The following is a 22,901-nucleotide window of genomic DNA, read 5'->3' on the forward strand; positions in this document are numbered from 1 at the left end:
TTTGAGGCGTTTTTTATTCGGCATTTTCACTTTCTACTTCTCGATTTTCCACTTTTTTCTTCTTTAGTTTAGAAAACAACCTTTTTATATTCGCAATAGCATTTAAAATAAACGGATAAATAAACACTAAAACGAAAGATAATCTACCAAAAAAATCATTTATCGTTTTAATTTGGGACCGTGATTCTACAAATAAAGTTCCGATAAAAATAATGATTGAGAAAATGTAAATAAATTTCTTTTCACTTACTTTTATCATTCGTATGAAACCACGATGGGCAGACCAAGCATATAAACAAAGGTTTGGTAAAATGATAATTAACCAAAAACAAATTGTAAAAAGTTCAATTCTTTCGATAAAGGGGAGACGGATAATGCTGAACATTGTTAATGTAGCCCAAATGTATTTTTCAAGTTGTTCCCCGCTAAAGAAAGATAAGCTAATTAACATAACGAATAAATAAATAGCCAATGTTGAAAGTAGTCCTAAGTGGACATATTTTTTTGCCTTATTCTGTTCCTTAACGAAGGGATAAAGTACATTTAATACTTCAAAACCTACAATTGTAAAGGACATGGAATAAGCTCCCTTTAGTATACTGATTAAATCACTACCGAATACAGGTAAAACATGATTGTAGTTAGCATACTCTAGTGGAAATAATAAGATAGCTAAAATCCATAGTGGTAAAACATAACTAAAGAAACAAATTCCTATGATTACCCGTAGTCCTCCAGAAAACGTATAAATAACTATTAGTAAGACAGTGATGGTGATAAAGGATGTACTTAAATCAGGGAATACCCATACATTAATAACTTCTGTGTAAGTTCTTATAACAACAAAGAATGCTAATAAACAGTAACTAATTAAAACTAAATTCATTAAATTTCCTAAATATTTACCAAATACATTTATTTGGATACCGAAAATATCATCGGAACCGTACATCTCTAATGTTTTAAACATAACAAAAACTACAAGATGAGCGGCAATAAAACTTATAATAATGGATATCCAAGCATCTTGTTTCGCTTCTTTGTAAATTACACTTTGAAATCCATGTATTCCTACCCCAATTTGAACTGCAGTAGTTGTAAATAAGAGAAGTGAAGCGTTAAATTTTTGACTTGGGTCTATTTGCAAATGCTTTTTCACTAATACCCCTTTCTCTTCCCTTTAAGGAATGCAAGGCTCTCGTAAGATTTAGTATTTAAAATAACAATGATATTTAAAAATTGATCTTTCATTTTGTTCTTGTCACCTTTAATATCCCTACTCAGAAGGGATTTCTAATTTCATAATTACCGTAATTTATAAAATTATTCTTCCGATATGCGATTTTAAATTTTGCATACAAAAAGGGAGATAGATGAGTGGGGAAAATTAGATTTGAACTGCTTAAATATGATTGAAAATAATAATTTGGAAAGTTAATGAATTATAAAAAATGCTTGGACAACGAAAAAGCCCAAGCATTTTCATCTTAATTCGATGGAATTCTTTTTTAGAAAAAAAGGGGGGTTACTTAATCGTTAAACAGATTAAAAATTCCACCGATTCCGCCTTCACCTGCATTATTTCCGCCTCCGCCTTTTGAAACAGGAGCAGCAGCAAATACACGGCTTGCTAATCGGCTAAATGGTAACGATTGAATCCATACTGTACCAGGACCACGTAAAGAAGCAAGGAATATTCCTTCCCCTCCAAATAAAGCGGTTTTTACGCCACTAACAGGTTGGATATCATAATCAACAGAAGAAGTCATCGCCACTAAACAGCCAGTATCTACTAAAAGCTTTTGACCGGCTTGCAAATCAATTTTCTCAATAGCTCCACCGGCATGGATGAATGCTAATCCATCTCCTTCAAGTTTTTGCATAATGAAACCTTCACCACCGAAGAAGCCAGCACCAATTTTACGTTGGAATTCAATACCGACAGAAACGCCTTTCGCAGCAGCTAAAAAAGAATCCTTTTGACAAATAATTTTCCCGTTATATTGACTTAAATCCATTGGAATAATTTTTCCTGGATATGGGGCTGCAAAATAAACATGTTTTTTTCCTTCGCCCACATTCGTAAAGGTTGTCATAAATAAACTTTCACCGGATATTAATCGTTTCCCAGCGCCCATTAACTTTCCCATAATGCCACCGCTGTTTTTAGAGCCGTCACCGAAAATGGTTTCCATTTTGATTGCTTCGTCCATCATCATTAAACTTCCTGCTTCGGCAATGGCTGTTTCGTTAGGATCTAGTTCGACTTCTACAAACTGCATATCATCTCCGTGCAATTTGTAGTCAATTTCATGGTTGTTCATTATTCATATCCTCCTAAGTTTAATAATACATATATACCATTTAAGGTTACGTTTCACCTCTCGGAAAGGTTTCATTCAAAATTTCATAAAATCTAAATCTATGAATAGAGGAATTAAGGTGGAAAAAGTCGAATAAAAGACAATATAAGAGGAAATTCGAGCGAAAATAGGGAGGGTGTTATGGAAATTAGAAACTTTATCAATGGTAAATGGATAACAGATGATGGTTTAGAGACAGTTCCCGTTGTAAATCCGGCTAATGGAGAACAGCTTGCAACTGTTCCCCTTTCAACAAAAGCTCAAGTAGATGAGGCTGTAGCAGCAGCTAAAAGAGCACAAAAATCTTGGGCGCTAGTTCCTGCCCCTAAACGAGCAGATTTTCTATATGAAATTGGTTATAAATTAAAAGAAAAGAAGGAACATCTAGCCCAAATTTTGACGAAGGAAATGGGTAAAGTCATTGAAGAAGCACGTGGAGAAGTGCAAGAAGGTATTGATATGGCCTTTTATATGGCCGGGGAAGGGAGACGACTGTTTGGGGAAACGACTCCTTCCGAGCTTGCAGATAAATTTGCGATGAGTGTCAGGGCGCCGATTGGTGTAGTAGGCCTCATTACACCATGGAATTTTCCGATTGCCATTGCAACTTGGAAGGCGTTTCCGGCGATCGTCTCGGGGAATACAGTTGTCTGGAAACCTGCCACTGAAACGCCTCTTATGGCTTACGAAATGGCAAAAATATTAGAAGAAGTAGGATTGCCGGAAGGGGTTGCCAATGTCGTATTTGGTGCAGGTTCAACAGTTGGAACTGCAATGATTGAGCATCCGGATGTCAAAGTCATTTCTTTCACCGGTTCTACGGAAACAGGAAGTAAGGTTGCCGAACTTGGCGGTAAGCATTTAAAAAAGGTATCCCTTGAAATGGGTGGTAAAAACGCTGTAATTGTAATGGATGATGCCAATTTACAGTTAGCGGTGGATGCGATTATTTGGAGTGCATTTGGAACAGCTGGTCAACGTTGTACAGCGTGTAGTCGTGTCATTGTCCATAAAGATGTTAAAACTGAATTGGAGTCTATGCTAGTTAAATCGATTGGTCAGTTAACAATAGGAGATGGTCTCGATCCAACGGTAAAGGTTGGCCCTGTTATTAATCAAGCTGCCCTTGAAAAAATCAACCGTTATGTTGAAATTGGGAAGAAGGAAGGGGCGACTCTCCTAGTTGGAGGCAGAGTATTATCAACACCACCATTTGATAAAGGATATTATTTTGAACCAACTATTTTTACAGATGTTCAAAATGATATGGTGATCGCCCAAGAGGAAATTTTCGGACCAGTCGTAAGTATAATCGAAGTAGCAAGTCTAGATGAAGCGATTGAAGTGAACAATAGTGTGAAATTTGGTTTATCGAGTTCTATCTTCTCTCAAGATGTTAATAAAATATTTAAAGCACAAAGAGATTTAGATACAGGAATTGTTTACGTAAATGCAGGAACAACAGGTGCAGAAATTCATCTTCCTTTTGGGGGGACAAAAGGAACTGGAAATGGGCACCGGGATTCCGGTCAAGCAGCTTTGGATGTGTATACAGAATGGAAAAGTATTTACGTTGACTATAGTGGGAAACTTCAACGAGCGCAAATTGATACTGAAAACTAAAGCAGAAAAAGGGGATGGGTTTAATGAAAGTAGTAGTTTTAGGCGCTGGCTTAATGGGGAAAGAAGTAGCGAGGGATTTAAACTCTATCGAAAATGTAGAAAAAATATATTTGGCAGATATCGATACGAATGCAGCTCAACAATTTGTTGACTCTCTTTCAACGTCGAAAATCGAAGTAGTATCTTTAAATGCGAAAAATGAAGATGAATTACGTAACGTCATGGCAAAGGGGGACGTTGCTGTTAATGCACTATTCTATGAATTTAATGAGAGGGTTGCAAAGACAGCTATTGAAGTTGGCGTCCACTCTGTCGATTTAGGAGGACACATCGGGGAAGTAACGGAACATATTTTGACATTACATGAAGAGGCAAAGGCGAAAAATGTCACATTAATTCCTGATTTAGGCGTAGCTCCTGGGATGATCAATATATTAGCCGGATATGGTGCTTCTAAATTAGATACGATTGAATCGATAAAGCTTTATGTAGGTGGTATTCCGACTAAACCTGAACCACCGCTAAATTATACACAAGTATTTTCTTTAGAAGGGGTTATCGATCATTATACAGAACCTGCGAAAATAATTAAGGATGGAAAGTTAACTGAAGTAAAATCTCTTTCTGGAATTGAGCCAATTTATTTTGATCAATTTGGCGTTCTAGAAGCCTTTTATACTTCTGGTGGAACGTCCACGTTAACGAATACTTTCCCTCATGTTAAAAACCTTGAATATAAAACGATTCGTTATAAAGGGCATGCAGAAAAGTTTCAATTGCTTGCCGATTTAGGGTTCTTAGATAAAGGAAATAAAGTGGAAGTCGATGGAAATGAAGTAGCGGTCCGCGATGTTGTCCGTGAGGCTCTAAAGAAAAAACTGTCGCTAGGAGATAAAGAAGATGCTGTTCTATTGCGTGTCATTGTTTCAGGTGAGAAATCCGATGAGCAATTAACTTATGAATACGAATTAACGATTAAAAGAGATGAAAAAACGACGATGACGGCTATGGCTCGTGCAACAGCATGTACGATTGCTACAGTTGCTGTTATGGTTGGCAGTGGTGTGATTACTGAGCACGGTGTTTATCCGCCTGAATCAATTGTTCCTGGTGATGAATATATCGAGAAAATGGCAAAACGAGGCGTTATGATTAAAGAAACTTCCCATCGTTCAACTATTGTTAAATGGTAGTGTAACGTCAAATTAAATATTTTAAGTGTGGAGAAATCAAACGATTTTTCACACTTTTTTTTTGGAAAAAATTTTATAAAAAGTTTGTAACGAAACGAAGAAATAAAAGTCTAATGGGATAAATACATTCTAAAGGGGAGGAAACAGATGAAAAAAAGATTATATATTAGTGGAATCCTTTTGATGGCCATCGCACTTATTGCCTTCGTAAGTGTTTGGATACTAGGGAAAAAAGTTGAGGTCAGCGCTTCTTCAACTGTTTTTATAAATCAACCGTACCATGTCCATTTTTCCCATAAAATGAATGACAATAGTATTCAAGATCAATTCATTTATATTACGAATGCAGCTGGGGAAAAGGTTAAGGGCGAAATTACTTTGGAACAAAATAAACAGTCTCTTTCAATAGAAAATTTGCTGCCTGGACAATACGTTCTTCATATTGAAGAAGAGGCCTTTAAAGAAAAACCTTTAAATACAAAGAAACAAGAAGTGGAATTTAAAGTTATAGAAGAACTTGAAAAAATTACGTCACTTCAGGAGTTGAAAGATTTCTTCCAAAATGCCATCAATACAGATGCTACGAACCATTCGATGTTTGAGACAACTGTCGAGGAAAGTAAAAGTGCAGACATGTCTTCCTCTAACGAAATATCAGGTGGAGCAAGTGACGATGGCGCCGAGTCTTATTCTACTACAAACAATCAAGTAGAGGACATTGAAGAAGGAGATATTGTCGTAACGGACGGTAAATATATTTATACTGCTGTAGATAATCAAATTATCATAACAGATGGGACAAATCACAATGCTTTAAAAATTGCTAGTAAAATTACATTAGATGGAAACAGTTATCCATCTCAACTAATGATACATCAAAATATGTTAATCGTTGTTATGGATGATTATGTGGAGACAAAAAAAGATGGATATGCTAGTGGAAATAGTATGACAAAGGTAGCCTTTTATAGTATGGAGAATCCAGCTAAACCTAAGTTAATAAGAGAGTTTGCACAAGATGGTTATATAAACGGAGTTCGTAAATATAATAATATCCTGTATATTGTGTCAAATAAGGCGCCGGAATATTGGCTGTTAGAAAAAGAAAAAGATGTTGAATTGCGACCATACACTTATGATAGTGCTCAAGATAAAGAGGTAAAGCCGATGGATTTAGACCAGTTGACGATTTTACCAGGATCCAATGAGCCAAACTATATAATTATATCGTCTATTGATTTAAACAATTTTGAAGAGAAAAAAATTGAAACAAAAGGTTTTCTAGGTGGTAGCTCCTCGTTATACATGTCGGAAAATGCCCTTTATTTAACAGCTGTTGATTTTATGGCGAGAACACTAGAAAAAGAAACGGATTCAAAGGTATCGACGGATATAGCCATTTTACCAGCAGGACCAACAACTACAGATATTTTTAAATTTACAATTGATGGAGTGAAAGTGGAGTTTTTAGCTTCAACTTCTATTACAGGAAGTCTTTTAAATCAATTCTCGATGGATGAACATAATGGTTATTTCCGTATTGCAACTACTGAAGGAGATGCATGGGGCGGTACGAATGAATCTACTAAAAATCATCTCTTTGTTTACAATGATAAATTGGAAAAAGTAGGGGAAGTAACAGATTTAGCGAAAGGAGAACGAATATACTCTGCCCGTTTTATGGGGGATAAAGCCTATATTGTGACATTTAAACAAGTAGATCCGCTGTTTGTAATTGATTTACAAAATCCGAAACAACCGAAAGTATTAGGTGAATTGAAAATCCCTGGTTATAGTAATTATCTTCATCCGTTAGATGAACATCATTTAATCGGAATAGGATACGATACAGAATCAAGGATAGATAGTACTTCTAAACAGCCTATTATAACAACGAAAGGTATTAAAGTATCTTTATTTGATATTACAGATTACGAAAACCCGAAGGAACAAGATTCGGTTGTAATAGGTGGGCGTGGTACCCACTCGGAAATAGAGTATAATCATAAAGCTTTATTTAGAAATGAAGAATATAACTATTTTGGATTCCCTGTGACGGTTTATGAAGGGAAAGGGGAATACGACGTCGAATATAAAGGCTCTGGGGCCGTTATATACGAAATTACGGCTGATCATGGTATTGAGTTAAAAGGAAATTTAATCACTCCTGCAAAACAAGGAGAAGAATATGAAAACTGGGAAACGTTAATTACACGTTTACTTTACATTGAAGACATATTGTATACCGTTTCAAGAGATGAAGTGAGGAGCTACAATTTACAAAACTTCAATGCTTTAGGTAGTGTGAAGCTAAAATAGCCTTAAGAAAGAATAGATAGTACAATTCAGCAAAAACTGGATTGTACTTTTTATCTTAAAATTAAATAGATAGTTATTAATGAAGTAGAAATTGTTGAAGGTTATATTCCTTTCGTATGTAAAGGTTACGAAATATTATGATTCCCTTGTTTATAAAATGGACAAAATTACCACAATTAAAATAAAAATTAATAATGTTTGTATTGAGATAATCTTTACTGTTCGATAATATGAGCATGGAGAAAAAGGAGATTGACTCAAAAATATGAACAATGAACAAAATTTTGAATTGGCACTAGACTGTTTTTTACTAGCTGGCCAAATAATGATGGAAAGCGGAGCGGAAACTTATCGAGTAGAAGATACAATGCTTCGTATGGCTCGCTCCCAAAATATTGAGGATGCTCAAAGTTATGTAACTCCAACAGGAATCATTTTATCCTTAGGAAAAAAACAAGTTACGAAAATAACGTCCATAGCAGCAAGAATTACGGACTTGCATAAAATTGCCAAGGTCAACAATGTCTCGAGAAAGCTTACTAGCCAAAGGATTACGTTAGAAGAGGCGTATGAAGAGTTAAGAAAAATACAAAAAACGAATTATTTTTTACCAGTACATTTACAAATATTAGCTGCATCCATTGCAAGTAGTTGTTTTTTAGTATTAGTGAACGGCTATTGGTCGGATATGCCTGTTGCCTTTGTGGCAGGAGGAGTCGGATTTTTCGTTTTTATGATTATTCAAGAGATGACAAAGGTGAAGTTTTTCTCGGAGTTTTTAGCTGCATTAGTCGTTGGATTGATTGCCTCTTTGGCGGTACAGTTCGGACTAGGAAAAGAAATGGACAAAATTATTGTTGGCAGTGTCATGCCTCTCGTTCCAGGTTTGATTATTACGAATGCCGTTCGTGATTTAATGGCAGGGCATTTTACGGCTGGAATAGCTAAGGGAGCCGAAGCCTTTTTAACAGCCTTTGCAATTGGGGCTGGTATTGCTCTCATTGTAGCTTCTTAAGGAGAATGAATATGGAGTTTATTATACAAGCATTATTTAGTTTTATATTTACAGCTTGCTTTGGTGTCATTTTCAATGCACCTACAAAGGCAATTCCATATTGCGGTTTCGTTGGTGCGATCGGATGGATGGTATACTATATCCTTTACGAGGTTAAGGTCACAGAAGTACAGGCTTCTTTTTTAGGGGCATTTGTCGTTGCCCTAGTAGCTCAAATTTTTGCCCGGCGGTTTAAAATGCCAATGATTATTTTTAATGTTTCAGGAATTATTCCATTAGTTCCGGGTGGTATCGCCTATAATACGATGCGTAATATTGTCGAACTAGACTATAATATGGGAATTCAAAATGGTATGCGCGTATTTATGATTTCCGGTGCCATCGCAATGGGACTTGTTTTTGCAGAGGTAATTGTACAATTAGTGATGAGGATGTTCCATAAGGGCAGAACGTCTATGCAATCTTACGCAAGAGCAAAAAGAAGGCAAAAAATTAAGTAGACAAATAAAACTGCAAGGCACTCATAGATTAGAGAGTCTTGCAGTTTTTATGTTTTTGTAGAGAGAATTTTATATCACTTTCACGAGTTTTCTTATAGTGTCATGACTAACAGGTTTACTAATTAAATATCCTTGAATAGCATCACAACCATATTCCTCTAATATTTCTTGCTGTTGTTTTGTTTCAACGCCTTCTGCCAATACAGTTAAGTTCATGGATTTACCAAACTGAACCATACCGTTAATGAGGCGTTGGGTTTTTTCAGATTTTAATAAGGAACTAATAAACATTTGATCAATTTTTAAAATTTTAATTGGCAACAGTTGCATATAACGGAATGAAGCATAGCCTGTTCCAAAGTCATCAAGAATAAATACAATTCCTTCGTTTTCAAGTTTTAACATTTGTTTAATAATAGATTTTTCAGCTTCAGCTTCTAAGGCGAACTTTTCTGTAATTTCAATTTGAATTAAGTTTGCCGGACAGCGAGTATTTTCTAACGTTTCTAAAATTGTTTTAGCCATGTTTTTGTCCCGGAATTCGCGGACAGACAAGTTAATACTAATTTTTAAATCTAACCCTTCACTATGCCATTTAGCAGCTTGCTTACAAGCTTCTTCAATGACAAAGGAACCGATGTTATTAATTAGACCGGTTTCTTCTGCTATTGGAATTAACTCGTCAGGTGATACAACACCAATTTCATCATCTTCCCAACGTACAAGGGCTTCTACTGCATCGATCTTTCCAGTATGGATATTTAGTTGCGGCTGATATAGTACTTTTAAATGCTGTTGATCAAGGGCGAATAATAATCTTTTCTCAATAATAGATTTTCGATTAATCGCTTTATGAGTCGCATTAGATAATGAAACAATGCTATCTCCACCAGCTTCACGAACAGTAGAAATGGTAGCAAGGGAAGCTTTCATTAAGTGGGAAAATGTTGATTGATCTTGAGGTGCACGGGTAATCCCACCACTAATTGAAATGGGTACTGCCATATTTCCATTATAAATAGGATTTTGTTTTAAATAAGTTAAAAAGCCTTGTATAAACCATTCGCCAAGAGGGGTAATGACAACAAACTCGTTTTCATTTATTCGTGCCATATGGCTGTCTTGGAAATAAATTTTCATACGTTTTGTAAATTCGACAATTAAATTGTTTTCTATATGATGATTGTGTAATTCTTTTAACGTATAAAACTTATCGATACTTATATACACGAACGTGAAATGGCGATTTTCCTTTATCATTTCGTTAACGATAATTTCTAAACGGTGTGTATTCATCAAGCCAGTTTCAGGATCGATATAAGCAATTTTCTCAAGCTTATGTTGTATATTCTTTTGACTAGTAATATCCTTTTCTATTAACACATATTGATACTGTTTATCTGTTTCGGAATAGGTTGGGATTACAGTTAAATCAACCCAATAAGGTAAACCATCTTTTGTAATTTTTTCTACTTCCCCTTGCCAAATTTGGCCAGAAGTAATAGTTTTCCAAATGATATCAACTACTTTTTTGCTGTTCTCATCTTCAGGAAAAAGCTGCCAAAATGTTTTTCCTAATACACGCTTTGGTGTCCAGTGACTCGTATTAAGGAAAGCTTGGTTACAATGAATAATTAGTCCTTCTTCATCAATCGTTACCATCATGAAGGAAGAAAATAAACCATTTTGTAGATCTTTTAAAGCTTGAGTGGAATCATTGAGTCTAGTAAATAAAGAATCTATAAGACAAGTAATAAGAATAGAAGGCTCACCTTTTATATAAACTGGAGAGGCAATCAACGTAGCGTTAATGAAGGAATCCTCAATCGTTAAAAGTTGAACTTGTTCAAAGCGTAACGACTCATTTCCCGTTAATAATCTTTTGTAGGCTTCTTCTGATAGGGAAGATAGTAAGTTATCTTTTATAGATGAATTTTTATTTACAAATGTATCTATAGAGTAACCAAAATATTTTTCACTTAAATTGTTCCAAAGGACAACACTACCATGTCGATTCAGTGCAAAAGATGGAAAAGGAGATGTGTTTACTAATTTCTCATCGATAATATTCGTATTTTCTTCGCGCATCAGCATTCGACTCCTCGAGTATCCTATATTTATACTATTATTATAGAGATTTTACAGTAAATAGTCATTCCTAAACTAATAGTAAGATTTTGATATTGAAATTTTGAAGGTCTTTAGAACTATAAAATGTTTTTTATAATGATAATTATAAACCAATATAAATATAAGGATGCATGAATAAAAAACGAACGGGAATAAAAGAGAGTGAATTTTCATACGTGTTTTAGTGCCGAAAGATTCAAAATATAAAGATGAAATAGATGGTACTGAAGTAGTAAAATGAAGTATTACAAATACTAATATTAATAGGTATTAAAGCGTTTACAGAAAATGAAAAAATATCCAATTTGAAAATTACTTTTAAGAATGTTTATTTTTCGTAAGTGAATGCTTTCGACACTAGGAAGTTTTATCTCTTTCCGACTTTAGGCGGTTGGCAAATTTTTAAGATTTGGATTATGCTTATTTATACTAATAAGTATCAAATATAGGTAAGAAAGTCAGAAAAATACAATATATAGCGGAAATGTGAACAAAATGTAAACTTTTGAATAATTTAACATATTTTGTCGCCAGTCATAGGTCAATTTGTTAGGGGTGTGTCATGAAAACGGTTTTTAGTTATGTGAAGCCATATAAATGGCCAGCAATCATTGCACTTTGTTTAATGCTCGTTGAATTATCGGTAGAGCTTATTCAACCGTTAATAATTGCTAGAATTATTGATCACGGTATTATCGTAAAGGATTTAGGAACAATCGGTTATTGGGGATTTATTTTAATTATGCTGGCTATTTCAGCATTTTTAAGTGGGATTATTAATTCTTATTTTGCTTCCCACACAGCACAAAGTTTTGGCTTTGATTTACGGAACGCCTTATTTAGTAAAATCCAATCTTTCACAATGGCAACTTACTTACGGTTTCCAACTTCCGGGCTCATTACGAGATTGACGAGCGATGTCCAACAAGTACAATCCGTACTGTTCATGAGTTTGCGAATTATGCTTCGTGCTCCATTGGCAGCGGTAGGCAGTTTAATGATGGCTTTTTTTGTTAACCCAAAAATGGCGCTGTTTTTATTAATTGGGACACCACTTCTTATGATTTTCTTATATATTATTGTCAAAAAGGGCGTTCACCTTTTTGGTGAAGTACAGCGTCGATTAGACCGGGTAAACCGGGTTCTTCAAGAAAACCTCCAAGGAATACGGTTAGTAAAAGCTTATATGCGGGGAAACTATGAGTCTTCACGTTTTCAAGAAGTTTCAAATCATTTAAAAGTAGATACAATGAAAGCACTTCGTATGATGGAGCTAATACAACCGGTGTTGTTGTTTGTAATGAATGTTAGTTTACTCGCAGCTTTATGGTTTGGTTCGATTGATGTGAGTAACGGAAGTGCACAAGTAGGGGAATTAGTAGCGGTTGTTAACTATGCGCTACGCATGACCGGTTCCTTTTCTATGTTTGCTTTTATTATTAATGCGCTTTCCCGTGCAAAGGCTTCTTCCGAACGGATGGAAGAAATATTGTTAATTGAAAGTGGAATTGAAGAACACACTCAATCTGAAAAACTTTCACCTACTATACAACATTCCGAATCGATTCGCTTCGAACATGTAACTTTCCAATATCCGAATACAAAAAAGCCGATATTGAAGGATGTTTCCTTTACTGTTGCTACTGGAGAAACAATCGCCATAATGGGGGCGACAGGGGCAGGGAAATCCACTCTATTAAACTTAATTCCTAGATTTTATGTACCAACTTCCGGGGCGATTTATATAAATGGACAACATATAACGAAATGGCCATTGGAGAAGCTTAGGTCAATGATTGGATATGTTCCCCAACAGTCTATGTTATTTACAGGATCCATTTATGACAATGTTAGCTGGGGTAAACAGGGGGCTGAAATGGAAGAAGTGAGGATAGCAACAACTCAAGCTCAAATTCATCAGACGGTAGAAAATTTTCCAAATCAATATGAAACACGTGTTGGTCAAAAGGGGGTCAATCTTTCCGGTGGTCAAAAACAGCGTCTTTCAATTGCCCGAGCTCTAATACGCAAATCAAAAATTTTGCTGTTAGATGATAGTACTAGCGCGTTAGATGTTAAAACGGAAGCTGCTTTTTGGGATGCGATTAAAGGTGAACGAGCAACAATGCTCGTTGTAACGCAGAAAATTCGCACAGCAAAAGGTGCGGATAAAATACTACTGCTCGATGAAGGACAGGTCATTGCCTATGGTACCCACAAACAATTACTTGAAACAAGTGAAGTTTATAAACAAATTGCCCTGTCTCAACATGAGAGGGAGGTCGATGCGTAGTGAACTTCATACGAAAACCCTTTGGCTATGAGCCAGTATTAACAAAGGAAGATGTGAAAAATTCGGTTCAAAAGAAAAAAGGACCCCGTCCAAACAATTGGAAGAATACGTTACTACGTATTTGGAAAATTGTTGATGAACAGAGAGCACTGCTCATCGCTGTTTTATTATTAGTCGTCGTCAGCTCCGCCATGTCACTATTAGGTCCCTATTTAATCGGATACATGATCGATGAATATGTGATGAAAGAGCAATTTAGTGGAATGCCACTATTGATCGTTGGATTAATTGTAATCTACTTTGTTTTAGCATTATCGTTATTTTTCCAAAATTATTGGATGATCGGCATTGCCCAACAGACGATTTATCGTATGCGTACGGGCCTTTTCCATCATCTTTTGCATTTACCGGTTTCATTTTTTGATAAAAGGCAACATGGGGAATTGATGAGCCGAGCGACAAATGATATGGAAACGGTTAGTGCCACTTTAAATAGTTCTTTTATTCAAGTGTTTTCAAGTATTTTAACCTTAACTGGTACGTTCATTGTCATGCTCAGTTTAAGCCCTTTATTAACGCTATTAACGATGATCATTATTCCTGCCATGTTTATGGCTACCCGCTGGATAACTCGAAGAACGGGGAAGTTATTTAAAGAGCAACAGGCAGCATTAGGTGCTTTAAATGGAATGATAGAAGAAACTATTTCGGGTCAACAAGTTGTAAAAGCATTTTCCCAAGAAGAAAGGGTAAAGAAAGAATTTCGTGAAAAAAGTACTCGGTTAAGGAGAACCGGCTTTTGGGCTTTGACCTACTCAGGATATATTCCAAAGGTAATGAACTTTTTAAATAATATTAGCTTTGCAATTATAGCTGGTATAGGTGGAATACTTGCTTTTAAAGGGTTCGTTACAATCGGAACAATCGTCGTATTTACAGAATATGCCCGCCAATTTACTAGACCGCTAAACGACTTGGCAAACCAAATGAATACGGTATTATCTGCTATAGCAGGGGCAGAACGTGTTTTTTCCATAATGGAGGAAACAGTTGAAGAGGATATAGGAGATATGGATGATCATCATAAACTATTAGGCGACGTAAAATTCCGTCATGTTTCCTTTAAATATGAATTAGCTGAACAAGAACACACTTTAAAGGATGTTAGCTTCCATGTAAAACCAGGTCAAACCGCTGCATTAGTCGGAGCAACTGGTGCTGGCAAAACGACGATTATGCAATTGATCGCTAGATTTTACGACGTGGAGCAGGGCGAAATATTATTTGATGGAGTGAATGTACAGAAATTAAAACGTCAAACGTTACGTAGTCAAATGGCTTTTGTTTTACAGGATTCTTTTCTTTTTGAAGCAAGTGTTTATGAAAATATTCGATATGGCCGACTCAATGCAACAAATGAGGAAATTGTAGAGGCTGCTAAAAGGGCTAATGCCCATGATTTTATTGTAAAGCTACCTAATGGGTACAATACGATTTTAACATCCGATGGAAGTGAAATTTCGCAAGGACAGAAGCAGCTGCTGTCCATTGCTAGAGCCTTTGTAGCAGATCCGGTAATATTATTACTCGATGAAGCAACAAGTAGTATTGATACAGTGACAGAAGTAAAAATTCAGCAGGCATTAGAAGTACTAATGGAAGGAAGAACAAGCTTTGTCATTGCCCACAGACTTAATACGATACGGAATGCAGATGTCGTATTTGTTATGCAAGAAGGTCGTATGGTTGAAGCGGGAACACAACAGGAATTAATGGAGACGAATGGTATATATGCTAATATGCTTAAACAAGCTGGTATATTATGAATCGGAGGTAATTCCATGTAATTCTTCAATTGCCCTTGCGCTCATAACATGAGTTCCTCTAAAATGGAGGCAAGTTAAAAGAACGGGGAGCAATTTAATGAACTTTTCAATAATTACCGCATCATTTCCGATTGATATAGAAACGTATAATGAAATTAAACTGTTATGTGAAACAGCCTTTGAAACAGATAAATATAGTTATAGTTCTGTTTTAAATTTACTAGAATCTAGACAATATAATGTGAAAGGCTTTTTTGTTCTTGCTTATGATGACGAACAAGATCAGCTTGTTGGTGTAGCAAGTAGTATAGATCAAATGGGTTTAAACACTTATGAATGGTCTATATTAATAGCGCCGATGTATCGTGGAATTGGATTGGATGAAGCAATTTTAAAAGTGCTAGGTGATGGCTTGCACCAACGTGGAGCTGAAGGCGAACTTGCCCTCGTTATCGAAAATGACACTGAACGACGAAAGTTTGTTGAAAAATATGGGTATTCCTATAGTTTTTCAGAAGCAACCTTTGAAGCAAAACCCGAATCGATGGAACTATCCAATTCAATTTCAATTCGTCCTTATATTGAATCAACAGATAAAGAAGCTTTAATTACAATTTTTAGTAATGCCTTTGGTGATTTACGGGAGGAATCTATCGAATTAATTACTTATAATACGGTGACCGCAGGAAGAATTTTATGGGTTGCAGTAGTAAAAGATGAAATCGTTGGAACGGTTACTTCTTCAAAAGAAGGGGAAGTGCAATGGGTGACGGCATTGGCGGTACATCCTGAAAAACAAGGTCTAGGTATAGGTACCGCTTTGTTAAATTGGGTGAAAAATTTCGCTATGCGTAACGGAGAAAAATTAGTTATGCTGGAAGTGGAAATTGAAAACGACAGAGCCCTTGCTCTATATGAAAAAGCCGGTTTTTTAAAATCAATGCAAGTAGATTATTTTATCTATACAGGTGAATAAATAAAAGGAGCCTACAATGGAAATTGTAGGTTCTATTTGTTCTTTTTTATGAATGATTCTAGCCTTTGCTAAAAACTAGATTTGAGCAAACTGCTATATTTGATATAATGTATGAATGTGAAAACTATAAAAGAGAGGTAAGTTGAATAGATTCATGGAAAATGAAAATCAAATGAGTCCCGCAAAATTAATGTGGAAAATGACTCGCCCACATACATTAACGGCAACATTCGCTCCTGTTATTTTAGGTACGGTTATTGCGTTGTTTGATACTAACATAAATTGGTTAATGTTTATGGCAATGATGATAGCATGTTTAGCTTTGCAAATTGCCACCAATTTATTTAATGAGTATTACGACTTTAAGCGTGGATTAGATACAGCAGACTCAGTAGGTATTGGTGGAGGTATTGTTCGTCACGGTTTAAAACCAAGAAATGTGTTAACAGTAGCCTTATTGTTATATGTTGTTGCTGCTTTGATCGGTATTTATATTTGTATGAATAGTAGCTGGTGGTTAGTTGCTATTGGTTTATTTGGAATGGCGGTTGGCTATTTATATACTGGAGGTCCAATTCCGATTGCATATACACCTTTTGGAGAATTATTCTCTGGTGCATTAATGGGAACAGGTTTCGTATTAATATCGTACTTTATTCAAGCAAATACAATTACTTTAAGTTCCGTTTTAATCTCCATTCCAATTGGTATTTTAGTAGGGGCTATTAATATGTCCAATAATATTCGGGATATCGATGAGGATACAAAAGGTGGTCGAAAAACGTTAGCGATTCTCCTTGGGAGAGAAAAAGGAATCACAGTGTTAGCGGTTGCTTTTGTTATATCCTATTTATGGATTATCGCACTTGTGATAATGGGACAGATAAGTCCTTGGGCATTAGTCGTTTTACTAAGTATTAAAAAGCCGATTTCAGCTATCCAAGGCTTCAAAAAGGGAGCGACAGAGCCCCGATTTATGAAAGTAGCAATGAAATCAACAGCTATCACGAACACACTATTTGCTCTTTTATTGTCACTAGGTTTATTTATTAGTTATATTTTCTAAGTAAATGGCGTTCCTATCGAGGAACGCTTTTTTCTTTATATGAAATATCTATTATCGAAAAATATTTCTTTATTGAAATTATCTCGAATTCGAGATAAAATAGGATTAAATAAAAAGGTCGGAGGGGAATAGGGTATGGCAACGATATTGGGGCATCATCACATTTCAATGATTACAAAAAATGCAAAAAAGAATGATGAGTTTTATAAAAATATTTTGGGCTTACGTCGAGTAAAGAAATCAGTAAATCAAGATGATCCATCTATGTATCATTTGTTTTTCGGCGATTTAATCGGTAGCCCTGGAACAGGGTTAACCTTTTTTGAAATTCCGATGGCTGGGAGAACTTACAGAGGCACGAATGCAATTACACAAATCGGTCTACTTGTTCCTTCAGAAGAAAGTTTACATTATTGGAAAGACCGATTTGAACAACTTCGAATAAAGCATGGTGAAATCACGCGTTACGCAGGGAAAAAGGCGTTACCTTTTGAAGATCCAGAAGGGTTACGATTACTATTAATCAACAACAATGGTGAACGAATACCAGAACAGTGGAGAAATTGGGACAAATCGATTGTACCGATGGAACATCAAATTTTAGGTATGGGTGCCATTGAAATTACAGTAAAAAACCGAAATAAATTGGAGCGTACATTGACTGAACTTTTTGGGTATGTTGTGAAAAATCGTACAGAAGAAGAGATTCTTCTTCAATCGATCGAAGGGGAAAGCTTTGGTGAAATTGTGGTGAAACAATTAGACGGACCAAATGAAAAGCCTGGTAAAGGTAGCATACACCATTTAGCAATACGAGCAAAAGACGATGAAGAATTAGCTTATTGGGAGAAACAGGTGAAAGCTCGCGGCTTTTCTTCATCAGGGATTGTGGATCGTTATTATTTTAAAAGTTTATACTTCCGTGAATCTAACGGAATATTATTTGAAATTGCAACAGATGCTCCCGGTTTTACAGTGGATGCAGATATCGAGACTTTAGGAGAAAAATTAGACTTACCTCCATTTTTAGAAGATAGAAGAGTAGAAATTGAAAGCCAATTAGAACCATTAGATTAAGATTAGAAGTATTTAATAGAAAATAAAATTTTCTTACATTAGTCTTTTTCCTCACACCGTTTCAACTCTATAGTCATAGAGTACGACAGGGGGAGGTGGAGAGTCTAATGTTAGTAAATTTATTAATTCTTTCAATTACTTTATTAACTCTTAGTTTAGTATTATATATTGTAGGTAAACTGGCAGAGAGAGAGTGGCTAAAATATTTCTCGATAGTGCCAGCTATTGCTGGTGTTATTATCCTCATTGTCGTTGCCGTAAAATACTTCTTCCCTGGCATTATATAATGAAAATATAGAAAGAGGAGCGTCCATCTTGAATGGGCACTCCTTTTTGTATAGTCTTTTTAAGAATTCAATTTTTGAATCATTTCAACCCGATTACCAAAGGGATCTCCAAATTCAAAACGGTCGAAACCTGGTATAGGGATGCCATCTAATATTTTGATATGTTCTTGAGATAATCTTACTCTCCAATAGGAAAGATCATCCACCTCGTAAGCAATATGGGCCTTCGTTTTCGTTCTATCAAAACCATCTTCTGTTCCGACATGAATGTCCTTGTCACCAACAGTTAACCAAAATCCTCCACGGCCTTTAAGGGAATCAGGTTTTTCAATTTCTTTTAAACCTAATACATCACAATAAAAATTCTTAGCCTCATTTTCAGTTCCCTTTGGAATCGTTATTTGGATGTGATGCAAACCTTTAATCATTAAATCGCCCATTAAGTTCTGAATTTTTAGAAATCCGACATTAATTAGTATACCATATATTTACATAAGTTAATTTTATAAATAGTTATATAAAATTATAAATATTACTTATGACAACTGTTTTTAAAACCATTTAAAACATACCCTTTGAATAAATTCTTAATAAATGGATGTCGTTTTATGGATCATTCTGTATGGAGACATAAAAAATGGAGAATAATCAATTTTTCTTTTTATATAAGTCGTTGTGAATGTACGAAAAATGGAATTCAAAGGAAAGGGGTTGAAAATTTTTGTCAACCTTGTTTACGAAGTAGCAGTTGTTAAATCGAACAACTGTCGAAAGATGTTATGGAATTAAATATTTTTCTAGAAAACATCATAGGAATAGGATGTATGGGAAAGGTGTTTTTTCATTACTTGAGTGAAAGGTTAAGGAAGGGGATTTTTTGTCAACCTAGTTTACGATAATTGTATTTTGAGAAAATACCTTTGTCGATTTATGAAGCAGTACTTATTATTTTCTCAGTAAAAGAATAAAAAAAGAATACTATTAATATGTGGCTTATAAATTGTTTTTTTTAAAAGTCAAGTTGAAAAAAGTTTGTCAACTTAGTTTACGATAAGTTATTTTATAAAAATAAAATGTCGATAAAACGAGAAGGTGTATCATGTTCCTAATATAACAAAAACAAAATGGAGAAAATATATTCATTATGAGAATAGGTTGAAACTAAGGAACAATGTGATGAATTTTTGTCAACTAGATTGACGAAGTTGCTATCATTGTAGCATTTGCCTGTCAGATTACGTCGTTGATAGGAATGAAAACGGCTTAAATAATGAAATAAAAAATGAATTCGACAAATGGGTAAGTCGAGTAATTAGCATTTTTTATTCGATATTCTTAAAATGAAATTATATCCCATCATTTAGATAAGGTTTCTTTTTTCTTCTCTAAATGAAAAATGGAGGGAGTAAATAGAATGAAATTAAGTGTATTAGATCAAGCGCCTGTGACGAAAGGGAATACCTCTCCAGACGCATTAATAAAAGCTGTAGAACTAGCGGAAGTGACAGAACAGTTAGGATATGAACGAATTTGGCTAGCTGAACATCATAATACGAAAGGTTTTGCAAGTTCAGCACCTGAAATAACAGCAGCCTATATAGCGGCAAAGACGAAACGAATTCGTGTTGGTACTGGTGGCACTATGATTATGCATTATTCCCCTTATAAAATGGCGGAAGTATTCAAATCATTAAGTGCTCTAGCCCCTGGAAGAATTGACTTTGGGGCAGGTCGTGCACCTGGAGGAGATCATTATGCCATGTATGCTTTGGCAGAGGGAAGACAGCCTCAGGTGAATAATTTGTACGAAAAACTGCAATGGACATTGCAATTTTTAAATGATGAAGCACCTAATAATCCTTATTACCAAAGGGTTGTTGCTTCACCTACGAATGTCATATTACCACAAAGTTGGTTGTTAGGATCCAGTGGAAATAGTGCGATACAAGCAGGTCGAATGGGGTTAGGTTACTCATATGCTCAATTTTTTAATGGCTATATGAACAAACAAATATTTGATGCTTATCGAGAAAACTTTGTTCCATCGGCATTTATGGAAAAGCCAGAAATTATGGTATCTTATTTTGTAACCGTAGCGGAAACAAGGGAAGAAGCAGAGTACGAAGCGAAGCCAGCGGATATAGCTCGTTTACTGTTTATGAGGGGTCAAGTAGATCAATTGCGAATGACACCAGAGGAAGCAAAGGACTATCCGTTAACAGAAATGGATCGGATGTGGATTGAGGATACAAGAAACCAACACTTTGTTGGAACGGCTAAGGAAGTTGCAGACCTATTGCGCCAAGAGCAACAAACTTATGGTTTTGATGAGGCGATGATCTGTACGATACCCCATTCCCAAGAAGTCCGTTTGAATGTGTATCGTTTATTAGCAAAAGAATTATTATAAATGGGTTGGAGATATCTAAAAGGTATCTCCTTCTTTTTATGGAAGGGGAAGAGCAGTTTCATAATATAGTAAACGAAAGAATAAAATAGGGTGAATGCTTGTACATATAGCAAAAATTTTAAATTGTCAGGAGTGGAAACTTGAGATTTTTGCAGGCAATATTTTTGTTCTTTTGCATCTTTATCGTGTCGTATTTATTTCTTTTTGAACGATCAGTCTTTGAAACCCTTCAATACACAATCGTCATGTGGATACTCGCCATAATGATTAAAAGATAATCTATATTTATAGAATTTTGGTGGAAGACAGGATCCTTTTATATTTCCTTACATAAAGAAAAATGTAAACTAAGTCGGTGGGGATTTTTAAGTATTATTTTAATTTTAAATGGTCGTATTAAAAAGAGATGAAAAAGGGCACATATTATATTACTAAACTGTTTGTGTAAACAATGTTGACAAAAATTACTGAAGCCGAAATGTAAATATTAAGCTTAGCAGATTCAAATTAGAACAAAATATGTGAGAATTTAGTTTAGTTATATAATAGTGCTCCCTTTACTCGGTATCAAAGTGAAACTTTTTTAGCTGTTCTTGTAGTAAATCCACTGGTATAAAAAGTCCAACGTGTCCATAGTCTCTATCTTTTAATGTAGCAAAGATTATACCTATTACCTTGCCTTCTTTATTAATAACAGGGCTACCGCTATTTCCTCTATATACAGGTGCATCCAGCATAAGTACTTCTTTATCCCAATCAGAAAGAAGGGTGGAATCGATCACTTTTCCTTCATTGGCGATTCCAGTGAAATATAATGGGTTACCTATAAAATAAATACTTTCCTTTTTGGTTGGTGTATACGTATCGGCCAATGTTAAATAAGGTAAATCCTCTTCGTCCACTTTTAATATAGCTAAATCAATTTCTGGATAAGTCTCAATTACTTCGCCTTCATAAAGCTGGTCATTTGAAAATATGACAGTAATGGTAAGGGCGTCTTCAATGACGTGATCATTTGTAACAATGTATCCATCCTCCGATATAGCGAATCCAGTCCCTTTTCCGTCATTCGTTTTAATTTCTACTACGGCTTGTTTATAAGTTTGGATGTCTTCTTGACTAGAGAGTCTTGAAGATACTTTTAAAAATTCAATGGCAGGTATAGAGAAAATTTCAAAAATAACAGCGAATGTACTAAAGGACAGCATGACGGCCATTATCCAAGCAAAAAGGCGAACCGACTTCGGTTTTTTTGTCGGTTTTTTGACGCCAGCTAACCGTTCTTGGCGCTCTTTTTCTAATGCTTTTTGTTGTTCTTCGAGAACTAGTTCGATTAATTCTTCTTCGCTAATTGGCTCAAATCCATTTTCATCCTTTGCCATACCATCCCTCCAAAAAAACTACCTAATGTCATCATATCCGATAAAGCAAACCTTTGGAAAGGGAACGGTATAGGGGAGTGAAAAGGAAATTCTACTGGAATTACCAATAATTCTCACCCTTTGTTAAAATAGAGGGGAGGGGGGCTAACATGACAATTTATATACAGACGGTAAAGAAAAATATATTTATGGTACTAATAATGATTGTACTGAATCGGTTACACTAAGTTGGACAGATACTATAAGGGCTAGTAGACTTAACATACTAACCTAAAGGGAGCCTGCTATTATGCCACGTCAACGTCGAACTTTTACAACAAAATTCAAATTACAACTAGTAAAGCTTTATGAAAATGGAAAGTCTCGTGCAGATATCTGTCGAGAATATGAAATAACGCCTTCTGCGTTAGATCGCTGGATTAAAAACCATCAAGAGACTGG

The 22,901-nt window shown here is 35.3% G+C and carries 18 protein-coding genes; 13 read left to right on the top strand and 5 right to left on the bottom strand.

Annotated features, from left to right (window positions below; genetic code table 11):
- Positions 1–13: 13 nt before the first annotated feature.
- A complete protein-coding gene (locus tag EC501_RS08300; RefSeq protein WP_122971817.1) occupies positions 14–1,159 on the bottom strand; it encodes a GerAB/ArcD/ProY family transporter in 1,146 nt (381 codons plus the stop codon).
- Positions 1,160–1,529: 370 nt separating this feature from the next.
- Entirely contained in the window at positions 1,530–2,324 is a 795-nt protein-coding gene (locus tag EC501_RS08305) for a TIGR00266 family protein (RefSeq protein WP_122971818.1), read from the bottom strand.
- A 180-nt stretch (positions 2,325–2,504) separates the two neighbouring features.
- Here EC501_RS08305 and EC501_RS08310 point away from each other — a divergent pair, with 180 nt between their 5' ends.
- The 5 genes from EC501_RS08310 to EC501_RS08330 all read left to right on the top strand — a co-directional run bounded on the left by EC501_RS08310 (position 2,505) and on the right by EC501_RS08330 (position 9,013).
- The gene (locus tag EC501_RS08310; RefSeq protein ID WP_122971819.1) at positions 2,505–3,986 is read left to right on the top strand and encodes an aldehyde dehydrogenase family protein; all 1,482 of its coding nucleotides are present in this window, start codon (positions 2,505–2,507) and stop codon (positions 3,984–3,986) included.
- Between the two features lie 23 nt (positions 3,987–4,009).
- A complete protein-coding gene (locus EC501_RS08315) occupies positions 4,010–5,179 on the top strand; it encodes a saccharopine dehydrogenase family protein (RefSeq protein WP_122971820.1) in 1,170 nt (389 codons plus the stop codon).
- A 147-nt stretch (positions 5,180–5,326) separates the two neighbouring features.
- Entirely contained in the window at positions 5,327–7,498 is a 2,172-nt protein-coding gene (locus EC501_RS08320; protein ID WP_122971821.1) for a beta-propeller domain-containing protein, read from the top strand.
- A 265-nt stretch (positions 7,499–7,763) separates the two neighbouring features.
- On the top strand, positions 7,764–8,513 hold the full coding sequence (locus EC501_RS08325) for a threonine/serine exporter family protein (protein WP_122971822.1): 750 nt from the start codon (positions 7,764–7,766) through the stop codon (positions 8,511–8,513).
- 11 nt (positions 8,514–8,524) lie between these two features.
- Positions 8,525–9,013, top strand: coding sequence for a threonine/serine exporter family protein (locus tag EC501_RS08330; protein ID WP_122971823.1), 489 nt, complete (start codon positions 8,525–8,527; stop codon positions 9,011–9,013).
- Between the two features lie 69 nt (positions 9,014–9,082).
- On the opposite strand, the gene EC501_RS08335 is transcribed toward EC501_RS08330, so the two are convergent.
- Positions 9,083–11,101: an EAL domain-containing protein gene (locus EC501_RS08335; protein ID WP_122971824.1), complete on the bottom strand. Its 2,019-nt coding sequence runs from the start codon at positions 11,099–11,101 to the stop codon at positions 9,083–9,085.
- Positions 11,102–11,705: 604 nt separating this feature from the next.
- On the opposite strand from EC501_RS08335, the gene EC501_RS08340 reads away from it, so the two are divergent.
- From EC501_RS08340 to EC501_RS08365, 6 genes are all read left to right on the top strand, one after another.
- Positions 11,706–13,436: an ABC transporter ATP-binding protein gene (locus EC501_RS08340; RefSeq protein WP_122971825.1), complete on the top strand. Its 1,731-nt coding sequence runs from the start codon at positions 11,706–11,708 to the stop codon at positions 13,434–13,436.
- Positions 13,436–15,262 (top strand): ABC transporter ATP-binding protein, encoded by a 1,827-nt coding sequence (locus EC501_RS08345; protein WP_122971826.1) that lies wholly within the window; start codon positions 13,436–13,438, stop codon positions 15,260–15,262. The genes EC501_RS08340 and EC501_RS08345 overlap by 1 nt, the downstream gene beginning before the upstream one ends.
- Before the next feature lie 97 nt (positions 15,263–15,359).
- On the top strand, positions 15,360–16,238 hold the full coding sequence (locus EC501_RS08350; protein ID WP_122971827.1) for a GNAT family N-acetyltransferase: 879 nt from the start codon (positions 15,360–15,362) through the stop codon (positions 16,236–16,238).
- Between the two features lie 154 nt (positions 16,239–16,392).
- A complete protein-coding gene (locus EC501_RS08355) occupies positions 16,393–17,304 on the top strand; it encodes a 1,4-dihydroxy-2-naphthoate polyprenyltransferase (protein ID WP_122971836.1) in 912 nt (303 codons plus the stop codon).
- Between the two features lie 135 nt (positions 17,305–17,439).
- On the top strand, positions 17,440–18,381 hold the full coding sequence (locus EC501_RS08360; RefSeq protein ID WP_122971828.1) for a ring-cleaving dioxygenase: 942 nt from the start codon (positions 17,440–17,442) through the stop codon (positions 18,379–18,381).
- Positions 18,382–18,488: 107 nt separating this feature from the next.
- Positions 18,489–18,668, top strand: a complete 180-nt coding sequence (locus EC501_RS08365) for a hypothetical protein (protein ID WP_122971829.1) — start codon at positions 18,489–18,491, stop codon at positions 18,666–18,668.
- Positions 18,669–18,727: 59 nt separating this feature from the next.
- On the opposite strand, the gene EC501_RS08370 is transcribed toward EC501_RS08365, so the two are convergent.
- Positions 18,728–19,096, bottom strand: a complete 369-nt coding sequence (locus EC501_RS08370) for a VOC family protein (protein WP_122971830.1) — start codon at positions 19,094–19,096, stop codon at positions 18,728–18,730.
- Positions 19,097–20,082: 986 nt separating this feature from the next.
- Between EC501_RS08370 and EC501_RS08375 the strand changes: the two genes are divergently transcribed.
- Complete coding sequence (locus EC501_RS08375) at positions 20,083–21,078, top strand: LLM class flavin-dependent oxidoreductase (protein ID WP_122971831.1); 996 nt, start codon at positions 20,083–20,085, stop codon at positions 21,076–21,078.
- Between the two features lie 557 nt (positions 21,079–21,635).
- On the opposite strand, the gene EC501_RS08380 is transcribed toward EC501_RS08375, so the two are convergent.
- On the bottom strand, positions 21,636–22,460 hold the full coding sequence (locus tag EC501_RS08380) for a S1C family serine protease (protein WP_122971832.1): 825 nt from the start codon (positions 22,458–22,460) through the stop codon (positions 21,636–21,638).
- A gap of 289 nt (positions 22,461–22,749) precedes the next feature.
- Here EC501_RS08380 and EC501_RS18805 point away from each other — a divergent pair.
- The coding region (locus EC501_RS18805) for a transposase (RefSeq protein ID WP_148037812.1) at positions 22,750–22,901 on the top strand (152 nt) is incomplete at its 3' end.

Origin of the sequence: Lysinibacillus halotolerans, assembly GCF_003711845.1 — a bacterium.
Taxonomy (GTDB): Bacteria; Bacillota; Bacilli; order Bacillales_A; family Planococcaceae; genus Ureibacillus; species Ureibacillus halotolerans.